Raw genomic sequence first — 19,755 nt, forward strand, 5'->3', positions numbered from 1 at the left:
GTCGCCATGGGGCGGTATGTGATCCGGCGGCTGCTCCAGATGATCCCGGTGTTCGTGGGCAGCACCTTCCTGATCTTCTTCATGGTCTACGCGCTCGGCGACCCCGTCGCCGCGCTCTTCGGCGACAAGGCCCCCGACCCCGCCGTCGCCGCCCGCATCCGCCAGGAGCTCTACCTCGACCAGCCGCTGTGGAAGCAGTACCTGCACTACATGGGGCAGGTGCTGACCGGCGACTTCGGCACGGCCTTCACCGGGCAGCCGGTCCTGGAGCTGATGGTGGACGCCTTTCCCGTCACCATCCGGCTGACGGTCGTCGCCGTCCTCTTCGAGGTCGTCGTCGGCATCGCGCTCGGCGTCGCCGGGGGGCTGCGGCGCGGCCGGCCCGTCGACACGACCGTGCTCATGCTCACGCTCATCGTCGTCTCCGTGCCGACCTTCGTCAGCGGCTACGTCCTCCAGTACCTCTTCGGAGTCAAGTGGAACCTCGTCCCGCCGACCGTCTCGCCCGAGGCCGGCTTCGCCGAACTCCTGCTCCCGGGAGTCGTGTTGGGGCTGGTCTCGCTCGCCTACGTGACGCGTCTGACGCGTACCTCGCTCGCCGAGAACGCCCGCGCCGACTACATCCGCACCGCCGTCGCCAAGGGACTGCCCCGGCACCGGATCGTCGTGCGGCACCTGCTGCGCAACTCCCTCATCCCGGTGGTCACCTTCATCGGCGCCGACATCGGCGCGCTCATGGGCGGCGCCATCGTCACCGAGCGGATCTTCAACATCCACGGCGTCGGCTACCAGCTCTACCAGGGCATCCTGCGGCAGAACTCGCCCACCGTCGTCGGCTTCGTGACCGTCCTCGTCCTGGTCTTCCTCGTCGCCAACCTGGTCGTCGACCTCCTCTACGCCGTGCTCGACCCGAGGATCCGACATGTCTGAGCCCCTGGACCCGTACCCCCGCGAGCCGCGGGACACCGTCAGCCCCGGCGACGGCGGGGCCGCCAGCCTGGCCATCCGCGAGGCCGAGACCCTGGAGGGCGGACCCGTCCCCGGCACCGCCGCCAGCGCCAAGGCCCGCAGCCTGTGGACGGACGCCTGGCACGACCTGCGGCGCAATCCGGTCTTCGTGCTCTCCGCCCTGGTCATTCTGTTCCTGCTGCTGATCGCGGTGTGGCCCGGGCTCGTCGCGGGCGGCAACCCGCTCCAGTGCGACCTCGCCAAGTCCCAGGAGGGCCCCCAGTCCGGCCACCCCTTCGGCTTCGACGCCCAGGGCTGCGACGTCTTCACCCGCACCGTGCACGGCGCGCGCGCCTCCATCACCGTCGGCGTCTGCGCCACCGCCGGGGCCGCCCTGCTCGGCAGCGTGCTGGGCGGGCTCGCCGGGTTCTACGGCGGCTGGTGGGACGCGCTCCTCTCCCGCCTCGCCGACGTTTTCTTCGGCATCCCCATCATCCTCGGCGGCCTGGTCTTCCTCTCCGTCGTCACCAGCGGCTCCGTCTGGCCCGTCGTCGGCTTTATCGTCCTGCTCGGCTGGCCGCAGATCTCCCGCATCGCGCGCGGCGCCGTCGTCGCCGCCAAGCAGCACGACTACGTCCAGGCCGCCCGCGCCCTCGGCGCCGGCAACGCCCGGCTGCTGCTGCGCCACATCGCGCCCAACGCGGTGGCCCCCGTCATCGTCGTCGCCACCATCGCGCTGGGCACCTACATCGCCCTGGAGGCGACGCTCTCCTTCATCGGCGTCGGCCTCAAACCGCCCACCGTCTCCTGGGGGATCGACATCTCCAACGCCTCGAACCAGATCCGCAACGCGCCCCACATGCTGCTGTGGCCCGCGGGCGCGCTGAGCATCACCGTGCTCGCGTTCATCATGCTCGGCGACGCGGTGCGCGACGCCCTCGACCCCAAGCTGCGCTGAGGGAGGCGGGACGAGCGGCGGAGCCGCGATACGGGTCCGGGGCGGAGCCCCGAAGCGGGGCGCAGGGGCGCAGCCCCGCAAGGGGGGCCAGGGGCGCAGCCCCGGTGGGGGTGCAGGGGGCGAAGCCCCCGCACCCACCGCGCGGAGCGCGGTGCCGGGCCCCCCGGGGCGGAGCTCCGGAAGAAACGGTGAAAGGGCGGGGTTGGGGCACAACTCCCCCCAGGGCTAAGCGAGCCGCACCCGAGGATCGATCACCGCATACGCCGCATCCACCACAATGTTCGCCACCACAATCGCCGTACACCCCACCAACATCACCGCCATCAACGTCGGCAGATCCGTCTCGCTCACCGACGTCACCGCCAGCCTCCCCAGCCCGTGCAGGCTGAACGTCGTCTCCGTGATGATCGCGCCGCCGAAGAGCGAGCCCAGGTCGATGCCGAACAGCGTCACGATCGGCGTCATCGCGCCCCGCCAGGCGTAGCGGAAGAAGACCGTCCGGCGGCTCAGCCCCTTCGCGCGGGCCGTGCGCACATGGTCCTCCGCCAGCTGCTCGATCATCTGGGAGCGCGTCATCCGGCTGTAGTTGGCGATGAAGATGATGGAGAGGACCAGCCATGGGATGAGCATGCCGGTGAACCACTTCACCGGATCCTCCGTGATCGGGTGGTACGCCGGATTGTCCAGCCAGTGCAGCCCGCTCACCAGCACCGCCAGCGCCACCACCCCCACGAAGTACACCTGGAGCGAATTCCCCAGCAGGGAAAGCGAGGTGAAGAGCTTGTCGACCCAGGTGCCGCGGAAGGCGGCGGCGATCATGCCCAGGCCGACACCCACCACCAGGAAGACCACCGACGCCCCCAGCGTGATCGACAGCGTGGTCGGGAAGCGGTCCACGATCGTGTCCCAGACCGGCTGCTGGTTGGAGAACGAGTAGCCGAGGCAGGGTGCGGGGCAGTGCCCGACGGTCAGGTCCCGCCCCGCGAAGACGCCGGTGATGTAGTGCCAGTACTGGAGGGGGACCGGGTCGTCGAGGCCCAGGTTCTTGTTGATGACGGCCAGGGCGTCCGGCGTGCAGTTCTTGCCGCAGGACATCAGGGCCGGCTGGGACGGCAGCGCGAAGAAGAGGAAGAACGTGATCGCGCTGATCAGCAGGATGATGACGAGGGCGCCGGCGGAGCGGCGGGCCAGGAATCTCAGCATGGGCGGCAGATCACTTCACTTCACGCAGGTCACTTCACGAAGACGCCGGTCGGGTCGGGGTTGCCGTAGACGGGCATGTACTTGACCCCGCCGAGGTTCGGACCCCACAGCGAGAACTGGAGATTGGCGAAGGTGGGCACGGCCGGGACGTCCTCGGTGAGGATCCGGTCGGCCAGCTTCTGCCACTCGGGCGCCGCCTTCTTCACGTCGGCGATGGCGTTGATGCGGTCGATCTCGGCGTTGACGGCGGGGTTGTCGAGGTGGGAGTAGTTCGCGGCGCCGTCGGCGATCACCCGGCCGTCGTAGAGCTGCGGGATGACGGTCGAGGCGACCGGCCAGTCCGCGCCCCAGCCGTTGCGGTAGATGTCGAAGCCGTTCTTCACCTCCCCGATCGCGCTGGACCAGTTGTTGGAGTCGATCTCCTTCTTCTGCACCGTGAAGCCGGCCCGCTCCAGCGCCCGGGTGACGACGACCGAGACCTTCTGCTGGATGTCGGTGTTGGCGTAGGCGTAGACGATCTCCTGGCCCTCCTTGCCGGCCTCCTTGAGCAGCGCCCTCGCCTTCTCGGGGTCGCCGTTGGGCTTGGCCTTCTTGCCGAACGGGTCGGTCGGCCGGTACCCGTCGATGGAGGGGGAGAGGAGGCCGGTGGCCAGCTGGGCCGCCGTGGCGCCGCCCATCTGCTGGACGATCTGCGCGTTGGGCATGGCGTGGACGAGTGCCTTGCGCACCCTGACATCCTTGATCCGGCTGGTGTTGATCACCATGACGTCCAGGTAGGGCTGGATCTCGTCGAAGCGGCGCCCCTTGGTGCCCGCGTCGCTCAGCACCTTCTCGGTCATCTCCGGGGCGACGGCGTTGGAGAAGGACATGCCGTTCCTGTCGTTGCCCTGGGCGGCCAGGAAGCGGCGCGTGGAGTCGCCGAACTGGTGCCCGAAGCTGATCTCGAAGCGGTCGACGTACTGGTGGCGGACGGGGTCGGTCCCCGGGTCCCAGTGCTCGTTGCGGACCAGCGTGAGGGACTTGCCGGCCTTGTGGTCACCGACCTTGTAAGGGCCGCTGGAGAAGGGGGCGTTGTCGTACTTCTGCCGGGTGTCCTTCTCGGCCTTGACCGGCCCGATGCTGGGCATGGCGGTGGCGAACGGGGCGTCCGCGTGCGGCTGCCGGAAGTGGAAGATCACGGTCCTGTCGTCCGGGGTGTCCAGCACCGAGGACGGCAGGTGCCGCCCCTCGTACGGGCCGTCCGGGAGCGCCTTGCGGTACGAGCTGCCCCCGCCGGAGAGCCACTGCTGGATGTACTGCGGGCCGTCGGTCTCGAAGGAGGCGTAGAGCCGCTCGACGCCCCAGCGGATGTCCTTGGACGTGATCGGGGAGCCGTCCTCGAACTTGATGCCGTCCTTGAGGGTGAACTTCCAGGTCCGCCCGCCGTCGGACGGCGTCCCGGTGTCGGTGGCGAGGTCGCCGACCAGCTTGACCCGGCCCTTCTCGTCGGTCCTGTACGTGGTGAGGGTGCGGTTGTAGAGCATCTGGTTGGTCAGCATGTCGGAGTAGAAGATCTGCCCCGGGTCGAGGTGGCGGAAGGCGTCCCGCTGGAGGACGGTGACCGTGCCGCCCTTCTTCGCGCCGGGGACTTCGGGCGCGGGGCCCTTCGAATCGGCGGCGGTGCCCAGCGAGTAGTTGGCGGACACGTTCTTGTCGGAGCCGGGCCCTTCGCTCTTCGTACCGCCGCTGCCGCCCCCGCCGCCGCTGCTGCACGCGGTGAGCGCCAGGGCGCCGGCGGCCAGGGCGGCCACGGGGTGGACGGCTCTGCGCGGGAAGGCCGTGGAGGGGAACATGGGGAGCACCTGCCTGTCCGAAGGGGGGAGTGCGGGGCGGGTCGTGCTCAGCGCTTGGTCCGGGGGTCGAAGGCGTCCCGGACGGAGTCCCCGAGGAGGTTGAAGGCCACGACGAAGAGGATCATGGCGATCCCGGGGAAGAAGATGTACGTGATGTCGCTCTCGTAGAACTTGGCCCCGTTGGCGAACATCCGGCCCCAGTCGGGCGTGGGCTCGACGATGCCGACCCCGATGAAGGAGAGCCCCGCCTCGGTGGTCACCAGGGCGGGCAGCATCAGGGTGGCCTGGACCAGGATCGGCGTCCACAGGTTGGGCAGCAGCTCCCGGGTGATGACGCGCCACGGCGAGGCCCCGGTCACCTTCGCCGCCTCCACGAACTCCCGTTCCCGCAGGCTCAGTACCTGTCCGCGCAGCAGTCGCGCCAGTCCCATCCAGCCCAGCACCCACAGCACGATGATCAGCGTGATCACCCGCAGATAGGTGGGCGTCTCCTTCCCGGGGCTGACGAACAGCGCGTAGACGACCGGGGTGAACGCGACGAACGACAACTGCTGGGGAAAGGCCAGCAGGAGGTCGATGAACCGGCCCAGGAAGTAGTCGGTCCGCCCGCCCGCGTAGCCGGCCGTCACCCCGACGACGATGCCCGTCAGCACGCACAGCACGGTGGCCGCGGCGGCGATCAGCAGCGAGGTGCGGATGCCGTGGACGAGCTGGGTCAGCACGTCCCGGCCCAGCGTCGGTTCGATACCGAACCAGAACCGGCCGGAGATCCCCCCGTTGGGGGCGACCGGGTAGCCGAACTCGTTGAGCAGACCGGCCTCGTCGAGCCCGTAGGTGGTGTACGGGTCCTTCCCGTACGCCCACGAGATCAGCGGCGCGGCGAGGGCGACCAGGAAGAAGAAGGCGACCACGCAGGCCGCGGCGACCCCCGCGCGGTCGCGTCTGAAGCGCCGCCACATCAACTGGCCCGGTGAGCGGCCCGCCGGCTCCGGGCGCGCGGTCACCGCGTTCTCCGCGGCCAGGGAAGGACTCGTCATCGCGTACAGCCCCTGCCATGTATCCGGTGGACCTCCGGTGTGCCCGGGAGTGATCCGCCGAACACACCGGGTTGCACGGGACTGTCGCAACGGCGTTACCGCGCAGTCAAGGGGGCTGCCGTGGAAGATGCCCCGGATTGGCGCATCTTGAGCGAAGGTTGTGCGGATCGAGGTGGCGGCGTGCTTGACAGTCCGGCCGGGCACGCCGCGCCCTCGTACCGCCCCGGGACGGCCCAGGGCGTGTCCGATGGGTCAGCGCGGGCCCTGCGACGCCTGGCACGGCACCTCGCCGCGTTGTCGCATCACCCGAGTACGCCCAGTACGCGGGTGATGCTCCGCCTTGCGATGCACCGCACCAGACGCCGCAGGGCCCGTGCTGACCCATCGGACACGCCCTAGCCCAGGGACCGCCGGAGGAAGTCCACCTGGAGCAGGAGCAGATTCTCGGCGACCTGTTCCTGCGGGGTCATGTGGGTCACCCCGGACAGCGGCAGCACCTCGTGCGGGCGGCCGGCGGCCAGCAGCGCCGAGGAGAGCCGCAGGGTGTGCGCGGCGACCACGTTGTCGTCGGCCAGCCCGTGGACGACCATCAGGGGCCGGTGCCGCCCGGCCGCCTCCGCCAACCCCCGTTCCGTGACCAGGGAGTTGCGGTCGTAAACGTCCGGCTGCTCGTCCGGCAGGCCGAGATAGCGCTCGGTGTAGTGGGTGTCGTACAGCCGCCAGTCGGTCACCGGGGCGCCCGCGATGCCCGCGTGGAAGACGTCGGGGCGGCGCAGCACGGCGAGCGCCGCGAGGTAACCGCCGTACGACCAGCCGCGGATGGCGACCCGGCCCAGGTCCAGCGGGTACTCCCCGGCCAGCGCCCGCAGCGCCTCGACCTGGTCGTCGAGGGTGGCCCCGGCGAAGTCGTCACGGACCGCCTTCACCCATTCCGGGGACGTGTGCGGGGTGCCGCGCCCGTCGGCGACGATCACGGCGAAGCCCTGGTCCGCGAACCACTGCGAGGTCAGGTGGGCCTGCTGCGCGGCCACCACGCGGGCACCGTGCGGACCGCCGTAGGGGTCCATGAGGACGGGCAGCGGGCCGTCGCCGTCGCGGTACCCGGCGGGCAGCAGCACGGCGCTGGGGATGTGGCGCGCGCCCGCCCGGGCGAACCGCGGACGGGCCGTGATCACCGGCGTCTCGGCCAGGGAGGCCACGGTGGCGACGGGCTTCTCGTCGCCGTGGCGGAACACCGCCGTCTCCGTGCCGTGCCGGTCCGCCGCCGCGGACGCCAGGACGGTCACGCCGCCGCCGCGCACCGCCGAGTGGCGGCCGGGGTTCCGCGAAATCCGTTCGGCGCCGCGCTCGTTGACGCGGTAGACATGGGACTCGCCGGTCTCCGGGTCCGCGGCCGCGGGTCCGGCGGAGGCGGACACGAGGACGTCGTCGTCGGCGACGTCCAGGACCGCGTGGACGAACAACTCCGGCCCCGTCAGCGTCCGGTCGCCCACCACGAGCACCCGTGCCCCGTCCTCGTCGGCCACCCGCACCAGCCGGCCGTCCGGTGTCCAGGCGGGGACACCGGGGAACAGTTCAAGCCATTTCGCCGGGTCCTCCTCGGTGTGGAGCACGCGGGTGGCGCCGGTGGCGGTGTTCACCTCCAGGCAGACCTGGGTGCGCTGGTCGCGCGCCTGCACCAGCAGCAGCGGCGGGCCGCCGGCCGACCAGTGCACGCGGGCCAGGTAGGGGAAGCGGGCGCGGTCCCACACGACGTCGGTGCGCGAGCCGTCCAGCCCCAGCAGGGCCAGCGTCACCCGGGCGTTCGGCGTCCCGGCGGCCGGGTAGGTGACCTCGGCCGGGGCACTCGCCGGGTTGGCCGGGTCGGCGATCCACCACCGGTGGACGGGCGCGTTGTCCACCCGCGCGGCCAGCAGGGCGTCACCGGTCGGCGACCACCAGAAGCCGCGGTGCCGGTCCATCTCCTCCGCCGCGGCGAACTCGGCCAGGCCCCAGGTCACGTCGTCCTCTTCGGGGCCCGCCAGCGCGTGGTCGCCGGTGCCGTCGGCCGCCACCACGCGCAGCGCGCCGTCCGCCACGTAGGCGACGTGCCGTCCGTCGGGGGACGGGCGCGGGTCCGCCACCGGCCCGGGGACGGGGAGTTCGGCGGTGGTGCCGCCGCGCAGCTCCGCCACGAACAGCCGGCCCGACAGGACGAACGCCGCCAACTCGCAGGCGGCGTCCACCGCGTAGCCCACCACCCCGGCGGAGCCCTCCCGCGTCCGTTCGCGCCGCGCGCGCTCCTCGGCGGACAACTCCTCCTGCGCGCCGCCCAGCAGCACGTCCGGGTCGGCCGCCGGACGCGTGCGGCCGTCGTCGAGGTCGAGCGTCCACAGCACGTGGGAGCGGTCGGTTCCGGAGCGGGAGCGCAGGAAGACGACGCGCGAGCCGTCCGGCGCCACGGTGAACGACCGCGGTGCGCCGAGCGAGTAGCGCTGCGTCCGGGCGTACTGGCGGGGGAACGAGAGCTGTCCGGTCATGCGGCCGAGCCTAGGGCGTGCGCGACGGGTCGGCACGGGCCCGCCGCCTACGGTCGGCGAGAAGTCGCCGTGCGCCCCGGGTTTGCTCCCGTGCACCGAGTCAAGGGCGGGCGCGGAAAGTTATGATCGCTCACGCATAGTGGGTAAGTCTTCCGTGACCCGCCCGCGTGCCTGAAGGGCATGCGCGCGTCGTCCGTCCTGTCGTCCGTTCGACCGCGTCCCTGGAGGTGAACCGCTGTGGCACTCTCGATTTCGGCGGTGGTGCTGCTGGCGATCATCGTCATCCTGCTGGTCCGGAAGTCGGGACTGAAAGCGGGCCACGCCGCCATCTGCGTGCTGCTGGGCTTCTATCTCGCGAGCTCGACCGTGGCCCCCACGCTCAACCAGTTCACCAAGAGCATCACCGCGATGATCGGCGGCATCAAGTTCTGACGGGCGGCCGCTGGTGACGGCGCGCTGCTGCTGACGGCGGCCGCTGCCGACGGGGGCCGTGCCCGACGGGCGGTGTGCGCCGGCGATGGCGCGCGGTCGGCTCCCCGGTGGGGCCGCCCGGCTCGTAGGCTGTCCCCATGACCGACCTTCCAGGCCGCCGGCTGCTCCTGGTGCACGCGCACCCGGACGACGAATCGATCAACAACGGCGCGACCATGGCCAAGTACGCCGCCGAGGGCGCCCTCGTCACGCTGGTGACCTGCACCCTCGGCGAGGAGGGCGAGGTGATCCCGCCCGGCCTGGCCCATCTGGCCGCGGACCGGGACGACGCCCTGGGCGGCCACCGCACGGACGAACTGGCCGCCGCGATGAGGGAGCTGGGCGTCACCGACCACCGCTTCCTCGGCGGCGCCGGGCACTACCGTGACTCGGGAATGATGGGCGCCCCGCAGAACGAGCGCCCCAACTGCTTCTGGCGGGCCGACGTCGACGAGGCCGCCGCGTACCTCGTTGAGGTGATTCGCGAGGTGCGCCCGCAGGTCCTGGTCACCTACGACCCGGACGGCGGCTACGGGCACCCCGACCACATCCAGGCGCACCGCGTGGCGATGCGCGCGGTGGAACTGGCCGCGGAGCAGGCCTTCCGCCGGGACCTCGGGGACCCGTACGAGATCGCCAAGGTCTACTGGAACTGCGTGCCCCGCTCCGTCGCGGAGGAGGGCTTCGCCCGGCTGCGGGAGGCGGCCGAGGCGGGCGCCGCGGTGCCGTACCCCGGCGTCGCGGCCCTCGACGACGTGCCGGGCGTCGTGCCCGACGAGGAGGTGACGGCTGCGCCGCGCACCGCCGCCCACGTGGCCGCGAAGGCGGCGGCGATGCGGGCGCACGCCACCCAGGTGGTGGTGGACGGCCACTTCTTCGCGCTCTCCAACGAACTGAGCCAGCCGCTGTTCGCCGACGAGTACTACAAGCTCGTGCGCGGCCGGGCGGGCGGGCCGGAGCGCGAGGACGACCTCTTCGCCGGGCTGGAATCCGGGTCCGGGTCCGGGGCCGGGTCCGCGTCCGAGCCCGGGGAGACGGCATGCTGACCGGGACGCTCACCGCCGGGAAGGTCGCGGCCCATCTGGGGCTCGTCGTCCTCGGGTTCCTCGTCGGGGTCGCCGGTTCGCTCGTGCAATCGGGCTGGGCGCCGGGCGGGTTGCTGCTCGCGCTGCTGGGCGTCGCCGCCCTGTGCTACGGCGGGGCGGCCGTGACCGGCGGCCGGGCCGGGGGCGCCGCGGGCGGCATCGGCTGGCTGCTCGCCGTGCTGCTGCTCTCGCTCAACCGCCCCGAGGGTGACTTCCTTTTCGAGGCGGGCGTCGGCTCCTACGTCTTCATGCTGGGCGGGATGGCCATCGCTGTGATCTGCGCCACGCTCGCGAAAAAGCCGCAACCAGGCCGTCCCGCCGACCGACTTGACGGGTGAGACGACTGTTTTGTCCGGTGTTTCGCCGGACATTTCCCTGATGTCGCTCGGCTCGTGGATGGCGCACGGGCGTACGTCGCACTCCCGGTCCCCGGGGGTATGCGGCGGTCGTCAAGTGCGTGTCCGCGGTGCCCAGTATGGTGGTGCCGCCGCCGAGCCCCCCTGACCGTGGGCATGGGCGACCACCAGTGAGGTCAGAGGGCGGCGGAGAATAACCGGGAGAACCTGCTTTGAGCCGTGAATCTGACAGTCCGTCCTCCGGGCCCCAGGGGCGCGGGGGTGCCGCGTACCCCTCGGGCTCCTCGCCGTACGGGCCCGCGGGCGACGGGCGGCCGCCGGCCGGCGGCGCACCGGACGCACCGAAGACCGAGACCACGCTGACGACCCGGATCCGCATCAACATCCCGGGCTCGCGCCCCATCCCGCCGGTCGTCATGCGGACGCCCGTCGGTGACGAGGCGTCCGAGGGCGACGGTGCGCCGCGCGCGGAGAGCGAGCGGCCCGCGGCCGCGGCGCCCGCACCCGCGCCGGAGCCCGAGCGCCCGGCCGAGAAGACCAGCGACTGGTTCGCGCCCCGCAAGTCGTCGGGCGGCTCCGCGACGCCGCCGGGCGGCACGCCGGCCGGTGGCGCCCCGGCGGGCGGTGCTCCTGTGGGCGGCGCTCCGGCGAGTGGTGCTCCGATGGGTGGTGCCCCGGTCGGTGGCGGGCCTGCCGGGGGCGGCACGCCCGGCGGGCTGCCGCGCCGTACGCCGCAGCAGGGACCGGGCGCGCCCGGCGCCCCGCTCGGTCGGCACGACCTCGCGGGCGGCGGCGCCGCGCCGCACCCGCCGCTGCCCGGCGACCCGACGACCGCCGCGAACCCGGCCGCCGGGGCGAACCCGATGGCCGGCGCGAACGCGCCGCGGCCGGGCGGGCAGGGCGGTGCGCCCTTCTCCGGCGGTCACGGTGGCGCGGGCGGTCCGGGCGTGCCCGGTGTCTCCGGCGGTTCCGGCGGTTCCGGCGTCGGCAACCCCGGCAGTGCCAGGGCCCGGCGGGCGGCCCGGCGTGCCGAGCCCTGGCCGGGCGACGCGGGCACCGCCCCGGGGCAGGGGCCCGGCTCCGGCGGTCCTTCGATGTCCGGCGGTCCTTCGATGAACGGCAACCCGCCCGTGCCGGGGGCGCCGATGCAGGGCGGCCCGGTGCAGGGTGATGCGCTGCAGGGCGGTGCGCCGTACCTGTCGAACGACCCGTCCACCACCGGCGCGATGCCCATCCCGAACATTCCGAACATTCCGAATGCCCTGAACGACCCGTTCGCCGGGCCGCAGGGGCCCGTCGCCGGGGCCGACGTGCCGTGGCCGGGCGGCCCGGGGACGACGGGGCAGGGGCCCCTCCCGGGCGGCTCCATGTCGACGACCGGGACGACGCCCGTCCCCGGCGACCCCATGGGCATCATGTCCAACGACCCCTCCACCACCGCCTCCATGCCCCTGCCCGGCGACCCCTTCGCCGGCCCGCAGGGCCAGGGCGGCGGCACGGGCACGCCCTGGACCGCCGACGCCCTGACCGGCGCCGGCGCTCCGCCGCAGGCGCCCGCCGCGCCGGGCGGCCGGTGGAACGGCCCGGGCGCGCCCGAGACCACCCAGCAGTTCCCCGCGCCCGGCGCGGGCCAGGCCCAGCAGGGCCCCCGGCTGCCGTTCCCCGTCGGCGGCCAGGCCGGCGGGCGTACCGACACCCCGCACGCGGGCACCCCCGTCGTGCCGCCGCCCGGCCCGGGCGCGCCCGGCGCGCAGCAGGGCAAGAACGTCCAGCAGGGCAAGAAAAAGAAGGGCGGCCCCAAGGGCGCCCCCCAGGGCGGGCGTCCCGGCTCCGGCCCGAAGGCGCAGCGGCCCGGTGACCCGGCCGCCGAGACGCTGGTCAGCGGGATGCCCCCGGTGCCCGGCGCCGGCGGGCCGAAGAAGCAGGTCGACGCCGGTGCCCCGCGCATCGCCGTGCCCAAGCCCAAGGCGGGCGGCGGCTCCGCCGTCCCCAAGCCGCCCACGCCGCAGGGTGCTCCGGCCGGTGTTCCCGCGCCCGCCGGGAAGTCCGCCAAGCCCGCCGCCAAGGCCGCCCCGAAGGCCGCGCCCAAGAAGAAGGGCCGCTCCAAGCTCGTCCTGCTCGGCGGCGCCGTGATCGTCCTGGCCGGCGTGGCCTACGGCGCCGGCCTGGTGATGAACCACTCGGACGTGCCGCAGGGCACCACCGTGCTGGGCGTCGACATCGGCGGCAGCTCCAAGGAGCAGGCCGTGCAGAAGCTCGACGCCAAGCTCGGCAACCGGGCGAACGCCCCGCTGAAGGTGACGATCGGCGGCAAGCAGGCGGAGCTCAAGCCGTCCGTCGCGGGCCTGTCCATCGACACCCAGGAGACCGTCCGCTCGGTCTCCGGCCGGGACTACAACCCCGTCACCGTCGTCGGCTCGCTCGTCGGCGGCAGCCGCACCGCCGAGCCGACGGTGCTCGTCGACGAGGAGAAGGTCGCGGCCGCGCTCAAGGCGCTGTCGGGCGAGGCCGGCGGGGCCAAGGACGGGACGATCCTGTTCAAGCCGGGCAAGGCCGTGCCGGTGTACGGCAAGCCGTACCAGGGGATCGACACCGGCAAGGCGGTCAAGGCGGTCGCGGACGCGTACCGCGAGCGCGCCGAGACCGGCCAGGAGAAGCCGGTCGCCCTGCCCAGCGCGAACCAGCAGCCGAAGGTGGACAACGCCGAGGTCGACCGGAAGATGGAGGAGTTCGCCAAGCCGGCGATGTCGGGGCTGGTGAGGATCCAGGCGGATGCCGCCCACTACATCGACTTCGGTCCGGCCCACTCGCTGCCGCAGATCCTCTCCGTCAAGGAGGTCAACGGCAAGCTCGTCGAGAACTACAACCTCGAAGCGCTCAAGACCCTCTACGGCACCAAGTTCAACGGGGTGTACATCGAGCGCGGGAACGGCACCAAGACGCAGGTCACGCCGCAGGACGTCGCGGGCGCCCTCGGCAAGGCGCTGCGCGGTAAGACCCAGGCCGAGCGCGTGGGCATCATCAAGGCGAAGGGCTGATCGCGCCCGGAGTGCGGAGAGGTCCCGTGCCGTCGCCCGGCACGGGACCTCTGTCATGCCGGGCATGACATCTGTCATGGTCTTCCGACGACGGCCGACACTGCCCGGCCGGGATCCGGTCCGTCACGATGGATCCATGACCATCACCACGACGACGTTCACGGGGGACGGCCGGCGCACGGGAGCCGCTCCCGTCGTCAGCTTCGCGAACGTCAGCAAGACCTTCGGCACGGTACGGGCCGTGGCCGACCTCGACCTGCACCTCTACCCGGGCGAGACCGTCGCCCTGCTCGGCCCCAACGGCGCCGGCAAGTCCTCCACCCTCGACCTGCTGCTCGGGCTGAGCCGCCCCGACGCCGGTGTCGTGGAGCTCTTCGGCACCTCGCCGCAACAGGCCGTCGTGCAGGGCAAGGTGGGCGCCATGCTGCAGAGCGGCGGCCTGATGGAGGACGTGCGGGTGCGCGAACTGGTGCGCCTGGCATGCGACTTGCACCCCCGGGCGTACTCCGTGGAGCAGGTCATGGAGCAGGCCGGCATCACCGAGATCGCCGACCGCGTGGTCAACAAGCTCTCCGGCGGCCAGGAGCAGCGGGTCCGGTTCGCCCTCGCGACGGCCGGGGAGAACGAGCTCATCGTGCTCGACGAGCCCACCACCGGCATGGATGTGACGTCCCGTCAGACCTTCTGGGCCACGATGCGCCGGCAGGCGGACGCGGGCCGCGCGGTCCTCTTCGCCACGCACTACCTGGAGGAGGCCGACGCGATAGCCGACCGCGTGGTCGTGCTGCACCGCGGCCGGGTCCTCGCCGACGGCTCGGCCGCAGAGATCAAGGCGCGGGCCGGGGCCCGCCGGATCGTCTTCGACCTGGACGGGGAGGTCCCGACGGCCGCCCTGCGCGGCCTGCCGTACCTGGCCTCCGTCGAGGTCTCCGGCCGCACCGTGCGCATGCAGTCGCGCGACGCCGACGCCACCGTCCACGCGCTCTACGGCCTCGGCCTCTACCCCCGCAACCTGGAGGTCGCGGGGCTGGGCCTGGAGCAGGCGTTCATCGCCATCACCGACGCCGCGACCGCCGAGGAGTCGGTCATCCGATGCTGATCCTCCCGGGGAGCACTGCACCCCATAGCAGCCCCGCTGCGGGCCGGACCCCCGGCCCCCACCACTCCCCGACTGCCGCACCCGGCCATGTTCCGCAAGGCGAATCCCGATGAAGACCCTGATCCAGCTCGAAATCTCGCGCACCCTGCGCAACAAGAAGTTCATGTTCTTCTCGGTCCTCTACCCGGCCGCGCTGTACCTGCTGATCGCGGCCGGCTCCAAGGACACCGAGAAGATCGGCGACACCGGACTGACCTTCCCGGTCATCTACATGGTCTCCATGGCCACCTTCGGCGCCATCACCTCCGTCCTCATCGGCAACGCCGAGCGCATAGCCAAGGAGCGCGAGAAGGGCTGGGTGCGCCAGCTGCGCCTGACCGCGCTGCCGGGCCGCGGCTATGTGACGGCGAAGGTCGCCTCGGCCGCCGTGGTGTCGCTGCCGTCCATCCTGGTCGTCTTCGTCACCGCCGCGGCCGCCAAGGGCGTGCGCCTCGAAGCCTGGCAGTGGGGCTCCCTGGCCGCCGTGATCTGGGCCGGCAGCTGCGTCTTCGCGGCGCTCGGCGTGGCCATCGGCTACCTCGCCACGGGCGACGCGGTGCGGCCCATCGTGATGGTCGTCTACTTCGGACTGTCGATGCTCGGCGGCCTGTGGATGCCGTCCGCGGCCTTCCCCGAGTGGCTCCAGAAGATCGCGGAGTACGTGCCGACGCACGCCTACGCGGGCCTGGGCCAGGCCATCGAGCGCGGCGACGCGCCCGGCATGAAGGACGCCGCCATCCTCGTCTTCTACCTGGTGCTCTTCGCGGGCGCCGCGGCCTGGCTGTACCGCCGGGACACCCACAAGAACTGAGGACGGACGGAAGGGCCACGGGCATGGACGACGACAGGGACCCCGAGAGGGACAGCGGCTACATGATGGTCGGCCGGCGGCCGGAGAACCGCCGGCAGCTCGTGGCCAAGGCGTGCTGGTCGGTCCTCTACCTCACCTATCTCTTCTACGCGGTCAAGGACCTGACGAGCGGCCGGCATTCGGCCCTCGGCACGGTCCTGGGCTGGGCCGGGCTCGTCACCTTCGTGACGGGGTACCTGTTCCTGCTCTTCGGCCCGCGCCCGCGCCACCGCGTCTCCCGGCGCCAGCTCGGGCTGCTGGCCGGGCTGTACGCCCTGGCCGTGCTGCTGGTGGCGACGCTGGGCGGGGCCTGGCTGACGCTGTTGGTGTACGTCTCCATCTCCAGCGCGGTGATGCTGCCCGCCAGATGGGCGGTCCGGACGATCCCCGCGGTCGGCCTCACCGCCCTCGGCCTGGGCGTGCTCAAGGGGGAGGAGGGCAGCGGGCTGGTCCTGGTCGTCACCGCCGCGCTGCTCGGCGGCGCGGCGATGGCGGCCGTCGTCCAGATGGGCCGCACCATGCGCGAGCTGCGCGAGGCGCGGGCCACGGTCGCCCATCTCGCCGCGAACGAGGAGCGGTTGCGGCTCGCCCGCGACCTGCACGACCTGCTGGGGCACTCCCTGTCCCTGATCACGCTCAAGAGCGAACTGGCCGGCCGCATGCTCCCGGACCACCCCGAGCAGGCGGCCCGGCAGGTCGCCGACATCGAACGGGTCGGCCGGCAGGCGCTGGTCGACGTCCGGGAGGCGGTCAGCGGCTTCCGCCGGCCCACGCTCGACGGCGAACTGGCCGGTGCCCGCACCGCCCTGGCCGCCGCGGGCATCACCGCCGACCTCGGGCGCGCGTCCGGCCGCCACCCGGATCTCGGGCCGGACGCGGAGGGGGCGCTCGCCTGGGCGCTGCGCGAGGCCGTCACCAACGTCGTCCGGCACAGCGGCGCGAGCCGGTGCGAGGTCGCGCTGACGGAGGCCGGCGACGAGCTCCGCCTGACCGTCACCGACGACGGCCGCGGCCCCGACGGGCCGCACGGCAACGGCCTGACGGGCCTGACCGAACGGATGGCCCTCGCCGACGGCCGCCTGGAGACCGGGCGCGCACCGGGAGGCGGTTTCCGGCTGCGGGCGCACGTGCCTCTGAGCCGCCGCATGGAATCGGTGTCGTAGCTGGTCAAGGCCTACCCTGGTGCGGTGACGACCCATAGCGCCATTCGTGTTCTGCTCGCGGAGGACCAGTCCATGGTCCGCGAGGCCCTGGCCGCACTGCTCGGCCTGGAGCCGGACATCGAGGTCGTCGCCCAGGTCTCCCGGGGGGACGAAGTGGTGGACGCGGTGCGCGCGTCCGGCGTGGACGTCGCGCTGCTCGACATCGAGATGCCCGGGCTGACCGGCCTGGACGCGGCGGGGCTGCTCGGCCGCGAACTCCCCGACGTGAAGGTCGTCATCCTCACGACCTTCGGCCGCCCCGGCTATCTGCGCCGGGCGATGGAGGCCGGGGCCTCCGCCTTCCTCGTCAAGGACGCGCCGGCCGCGCAACTGGCGGACGCGGTGCGGAGGGTGCTCCGCGGGGAGCGGGTCATCGATCCGACGCTGGCGGCGGCGGCGCTGGCGGAGGGCGCGAATCCGCTGACGGAGCGGGAGCGGGCGGTTCTGCGGGCGTCGGCGGACGGCTCGACGAACGCGGAGGTCGCCCGCGAGCTGTGCCTGTCGCCCGGGACGGTACGCAACTACCTGTCCACGGTCATCCAGAAGACCGGGGCCCGGAACCGTGCGGAGGCGGTCCGCATCGCGCGGGAGAAGGGGTGGTTGTGAGGGCGCCCGTCAGCCCGTCCGGCGTTTGAGGACTGGGGGTGCCCCCTCTGGGGAGCGCGCGCGTGCTGCTGCGGAAACGATGAAAGGGCGGGTCCGGGGCAAACCCCTAGTTCAGCAACGCCCTCGCCGCCCGCGCCTGCCGCCGCACCGTCTCCGCGGCCTCCGGCTCCACCGGCGCGATCACATCCGCGTATTCCTCCAACTCCCGGGCCCCCCGCTGGAATTCCCCCCGCTCCACGAGCAACTCCGCCCGCTCGTAGCGCAACCGCGCCGGATGGCTCGGCAGGAGCAGGGACAGCTCCACGGCCCACAGCTGCACCCCGCTCCGCTCCGGCCGCGCCGCGGCCCAGGCGCGGATGTTGTTGAGGACGCGCAGCACGATCTCCAGCGGCTCCGCGGGGGAGAAGGCCGTCGCCGACAGCGGCGTGCCGGTCGCGCCCGCGACCAGGAGTCCGGCCTCCTCCTCGGAGATCACCCGGCCCCCGTCGAAGGGATCGGCGAGCGCGTGCGGCCCGTACGGGTCGCCGAAGCCGACGACGAAGTGGCCGGGCAGGGCCACCCCGTAGACCGGGGCCCCGGCCCGCCGGGCCACCTCCAGCCACACCACCGACAGCAGGATCGGCAGCCCCCGCCTGCGCCGCAGCACCTCGTCGAGCAGCGAGGACTCCAGCCGCCGGTAGTCGGCGGGCGAGCCGCGGAAGCCGTACCGCCCGCCGAGCAGACCGGCCAGCGCCTCGGCCCACAGCCGCGGCGCGGCGTGCCGGTCCAGCGCGGGCAGCTGCCCGGCGAGGTCGTCGAGCTCGATCTGCGCGGCGTCGAAGCCCCGCTCGTCCAGCCCCGGGTCCGCCTCGGCGGCGATCAGCAGGCACAGCAGCGCCAGATCGGGCCGCTCCGCGCGGGCTTCCTCGGCGAACCGCCGCCGGCCGGTGGTGTCGGTCATGCCTCTATGGTGCGACGACGATCAACGTCCTGGCTCGCGACGGTAGTGATAGGCGTGGTGCGTGGTGAAGCCGAGGCGCCCGTAGAGCGCGTCCGCGCCCGCGTTGTCCCGCTCCACCTGGAGGTATGCGGCAGAGGCGCCCTCGTCCAGGGCCTGCCGGGCCAGCCGGGCCATCAGCGCAGTGGCCAGCCCCTGCCGGCGGTGTTCCGGGCCGACCTCCAGGGCGGCGAAGCCGGCCCACCGGCCGTCGACCACGCACCGGCCTATGGCCGCAGAGCCCGGGACGCGCGCGAACCACACCGACGGCCCGCCCGTCAGCACGGCCCGCGCCGCGTCCTCGTACTTGACGGACTCCGCGGTCCGTCCGTACGCGTCGAGCCACGCGTCGTCCGGCTCGCGGTTCAGCAGTACCCGCTCGGCATCCACATCCACGGCCGCATCCACGTCCGCGATCGGCGCCAGCGCGGCCGTCCGCATCAGGGCGTGGCGCTCCTCGGTCCAGCCGCGGGCGGCCAGCTCGTCGTCCAGCCGCCGGTCCGCGTCCGGGTCCCCGGTGGTGACCTGGACGCGCGCGGGCAGCCCGCGCTCCGCGTACCAGGCGGTGACCCGGTCCAGCGCGGCCGGCAGTGGCAGTCCGGAATCGCCCAGCGGAAGGGCCGAGTTGGCGCGGGCGGTGAAACCGCCGGCGGCCCGGAGCGTCCAGCCGCCCAGCCGGGCGGTCTCCACGGCGGGCCAGCCGCGGGCCGCCGTCTCCTGGAGCTCGCGCACGGTGGCGGCGGGCCCGCGGCGCCGGGCGGGAGTCATCGGCACGACCTTCCCCGCGACCACGGCGTCCTCCGCGATCCGCACGGTCATCCCGTTGCGGCGTGTGACGCACAGCACGCCGTTCTCCCAGGAATCCAGCACACCGACGGTGTCGGTGAACCGTTCGGGGGACCGCGTACGGTCGTTGAGGGCGCGGATCGACACCCTCTTCCCCACATCGCCGGAGTTAATCCGGATCTCCAGCCGCCCGCCCGTGGTGAATTCCACAGCTCTCCCTGCCCCTCCTGTTCGTCAAGTGCTCCGGAACGGAGATACTAGGTGTGGGCATCGACGACGCCGCGCTCCCGCGCGAGATGACCCCTACCGAGGAGGAACGACAGCGTGACCTACGTCATCGCGCAGCCTTGTGTCGACTTGAAGGACAAGGCGTGCATCGAGGAGTGCCCCGTCGACTGCATCTACGAGGGCTCCCGGTCCTTGTACATCCACCCGGACGAATGTGTCGACTGCGGTGCCTGTGAGCCGGTCTGCCCGGTCGAGGCGATCTTCTACGAGGACGACACCCCGGACGAGTGGAAGGACTACTACAAGGCGAACGTCGAGTTCTTCGACGAGCTCGGCTCGCCCGGTGGCGCCTCCAAGCTGGGGCTGATCGAGCGCGACCACCCCTTCATCGCCGAGCTGCCTCCGCAGAACCAGTGAGCTGCCCCTAGGCACCGCACCCGGCCCCGTACAGCCTCACCGCCGTACGGGGCCGCGGCATTCCCGCCCGGCACACCCGCCCCACGGACCACCCCTAGCGCAAGA

The 19,755-nt window shown here is 72.7% G+C and carries 17 protein-coding genes; 11 read left to right on the forward strand and 6 right to left on the reverse strand.

Features of this window, described 5'->3' with window-relative positions; genetic code table 11:
• Positions 1-6: 6 nt before the first annotated feature.
• Together I5Q34_RS15370 and I5Q34_RS15375 are read left to right on the forward strand one after the other, a co-directional pair.
• Complete coding sequence (locus tag I5Q34_RS15370; protein WP_199892738.1) at positions 7-930, forward strand: ABC transporter permease; 924 nt, start codon at positions 7-9, stop codon at positions 928-930.
• Positions 923-1,906, forward strand: coding sequence for an ABC transporter permease (locus I5Q34_RS15375; protein ID WP_199892739.1), 984 nt, complete (start codon positions 923-925; stop codon positions 1,904-1,906). The genes I5Q34_RS15370 and I5Q34_RS15375 overlap by 8 nt, the downstream gene beginning before the upstream one ends.
• 225 nt (positions 1,907-2,131) lie before the next feature.
• Here the strand turns inward: I5Q34_RS15375 and I5Q34_RS15380 are convergent, their stop codons facing one another.
• The 4 genes from I5Q34_RS15380 to I5Q34_RS15395 form a co-directional block, all read right to left on the reverse strand.
• Entirely contained in the window at positions 2,132-3,109 is a 978-nt protein-coding gene (locus tag I5Q34_RS15380; RefSeq protein WP_199892740.1) for an ABC transporter permease, read from the reverse strand.
• Between the two features lie 29 nt (positions 3,110-3,138).
• A complete protein-coding gene (locus I5Q34_RS15385; protein WP_199892741.1) occupies positions 3,139-4,941 on the reverse strand; it encodes an ABC transporter substrate-binding protein in 1,803 nt (600 codons plus the stop codon).
• Between the two features lie 47 nt (positions 4,942-4,988).
• Complete coding sequence (locus tag I5Q34_RS15390; protein ID WP_199892742.1) at positions 4,989-5,978, reverse strand: ABC transporter permease; 990 nt, start codon at positions 5,976-5,978, stop codon at positions 4,989-4,991.
• A 395-nt stretch (positions 5,979-6,373) separates the two neighbouring features.
• The gene (locus tag I5Q34_RS15395; protein ID WP_199892743.1) at positions 6,374-8,497 is read right to left on the reverse strand and encodes a S9 family peptidase; all 2,124 of its coding nucleotides are present in this window, start codon (positions 8,495-8,497) and stop codon (positions 6,374-6,376) included.
• Between the two features lie 237 nt (positions 8,498-8,734).
• Here I5Q34_RS15395 and I5Q34_RS15400 point away from each other — a divergent pair, with 237 nt between their 5' ends.
• The 8 genes from I5Q34_RS15400 (at position 8,735) to I5Q34_RS15435 (ending at position 17,243) form a co-directional block, all read left to right on the forward strand.
• Positions 8,735-8,929, forward strand: coding sequence for a hypothetical protein (locus I5Q34_RS15400; protein ID WP_199892744.1), 195 nt, complete (start codon positions 8,735-8,737; stop codon positions 8,927-8,929).
• 137 nt (positions 8,930-9,066) lie between these two features.
• Positions 9,067-10,014 carry an N-acetyl-1-D-myo-inositol-2-amino-2-deoxy-alpha-D-glucopyranoside deacetylase gene (mshB, locus tag I5Q34_RS15405; protein ID WP_199892745.1) on the forward strand — a complete coding sequence of 316 codons (948 nt, stop codon included), beginning with the start codon at positions 9,067-9,069 and terminating at the stop codon, positions 10,012-10,014.
• A complete protein-coding gene (locus tag I5Q34_RS15410) occupies positions 10,008-10,391 on the forward strand; it encodes a DUF6113 family protein (RefSeq protein WP_199892746.1) in 384 nt (127 codons plus the stop codon). Before mshB ends, I5Q34_RS15410 begins: the two co-directional genes overlap by 7 nt.
• 230 nt (positions 10,392-10,621) lie before the next feature.
• The gene (locus tag I5Q34_RS15415) at positions 10,622-13,447 is read left to right on the forward strand and encodes a hypothetical protein (RefSeq protein WP_199892747.1); all 2,826 of its coding nucleotides are present in this window, start codon (positions 10,622-10,624) and stop codon (positions 13,445-13,447) included.
• A gap of 136 nt (positions 13,448-13,583) precedes the next feature.
• Positions 13,584-14,546 (forward strand): ABC transporter ATP-binding protein, encoded by a 963-nt coding sequence (locus I5Q34_RS15420; RefSeq protein WP_199892748.1) that lies wholly within the window; start codon positions 13,584-13,586, stop codon positions 14,544-14,546.
• A gap of 109 nt (positions 14,547-14,655) precedes the next feature.
• On the forward strand, positions 14,656-15,396 hold the full coding sequence (locus I5Q34_RS15425; protein ID WP_199892749.1) for an ABC transporter permease: 741 nt from the start codon (positions 14,656-14,658) through the stop codon (positions 15,394-15,396).
• Positions 15,397-15,419: 23 nt separating this feature from the next.
• Complete coding sequence (locus I5Q34_RS15430) at positions 15,420-16,598, forward strand: sensor histidine kinase (protein WP_234428773.1); 1,179 nt, start codon at positions 15,420-15,422, stop codon at positions 16,596-16,598.
• Positions 16,599-16,670: 72 nt separating this feature from the next.
• Positions 16,671-17,243 (forward strand): response regulator transcription factor, encoded by a 573-nt coding sequence (locus I5Q34_RS15435; RefSeq protein WP_199892972.1) that lies wholly within the window; start codon positions 16,671-16,673, stop codon positions 17,241-17,243.
• A 106-nt stretch (positions 17,244-17,349) separates the two neighbouring features.
• Here the strand turns inward: I5Q34_RS15435 and I5Q34_RS15440 are convergent, their stop codons facing one another.
• Positions 17,350-18,183, reverse strand: a complete 834-nt coding sequence (locus I5Q34_RS15440; RefSeq protein WP_199892750.1) for a transglutaminase-like domain-containing protein — start codon at positions 18,181-18,183, stop codon at positions 17,350-17,352.
• Positions 18,184-18,204: 21 nt separating this feature from the next.
• Complete coding sequence (locus I5Q34_RS15445) at positions 18,205-19,215, reverse strand: GNAT family N-acetyltransferase (RefSeq protein WP_199892751.1); 1,011 nt, start codon at positions 19,213-19,215, stop codon at positions 18,205-18,207.
• A 114-nt stretch (positions 19,216-19,329) separates the two neighbouring features.
• Here I5Q34_RS15445 and fdxA point away from each other — a divergent pair, with 114 nt between their 5' ends.
• Entirely contained in the window at positions 19,330-19,650 is a 321-nt protein-coding gene (gene fdxA, locus I5Q34_RS15450) for a ferredoxin (RefSeq protein WP_199892752.1), read from the forward strand.
• Positions 19,651-19,755 lie beyond the last annotated feature (105 nt).

The organism is Streptomyces sp. AV19, from assembly GCF_015999245.1.
Taxonomy (GTDB): domain Bacteria; phylum Actinomycetota; class Actinomycetes; order Streptomycetales; family Streptomycetaceae; genus Streptomyces.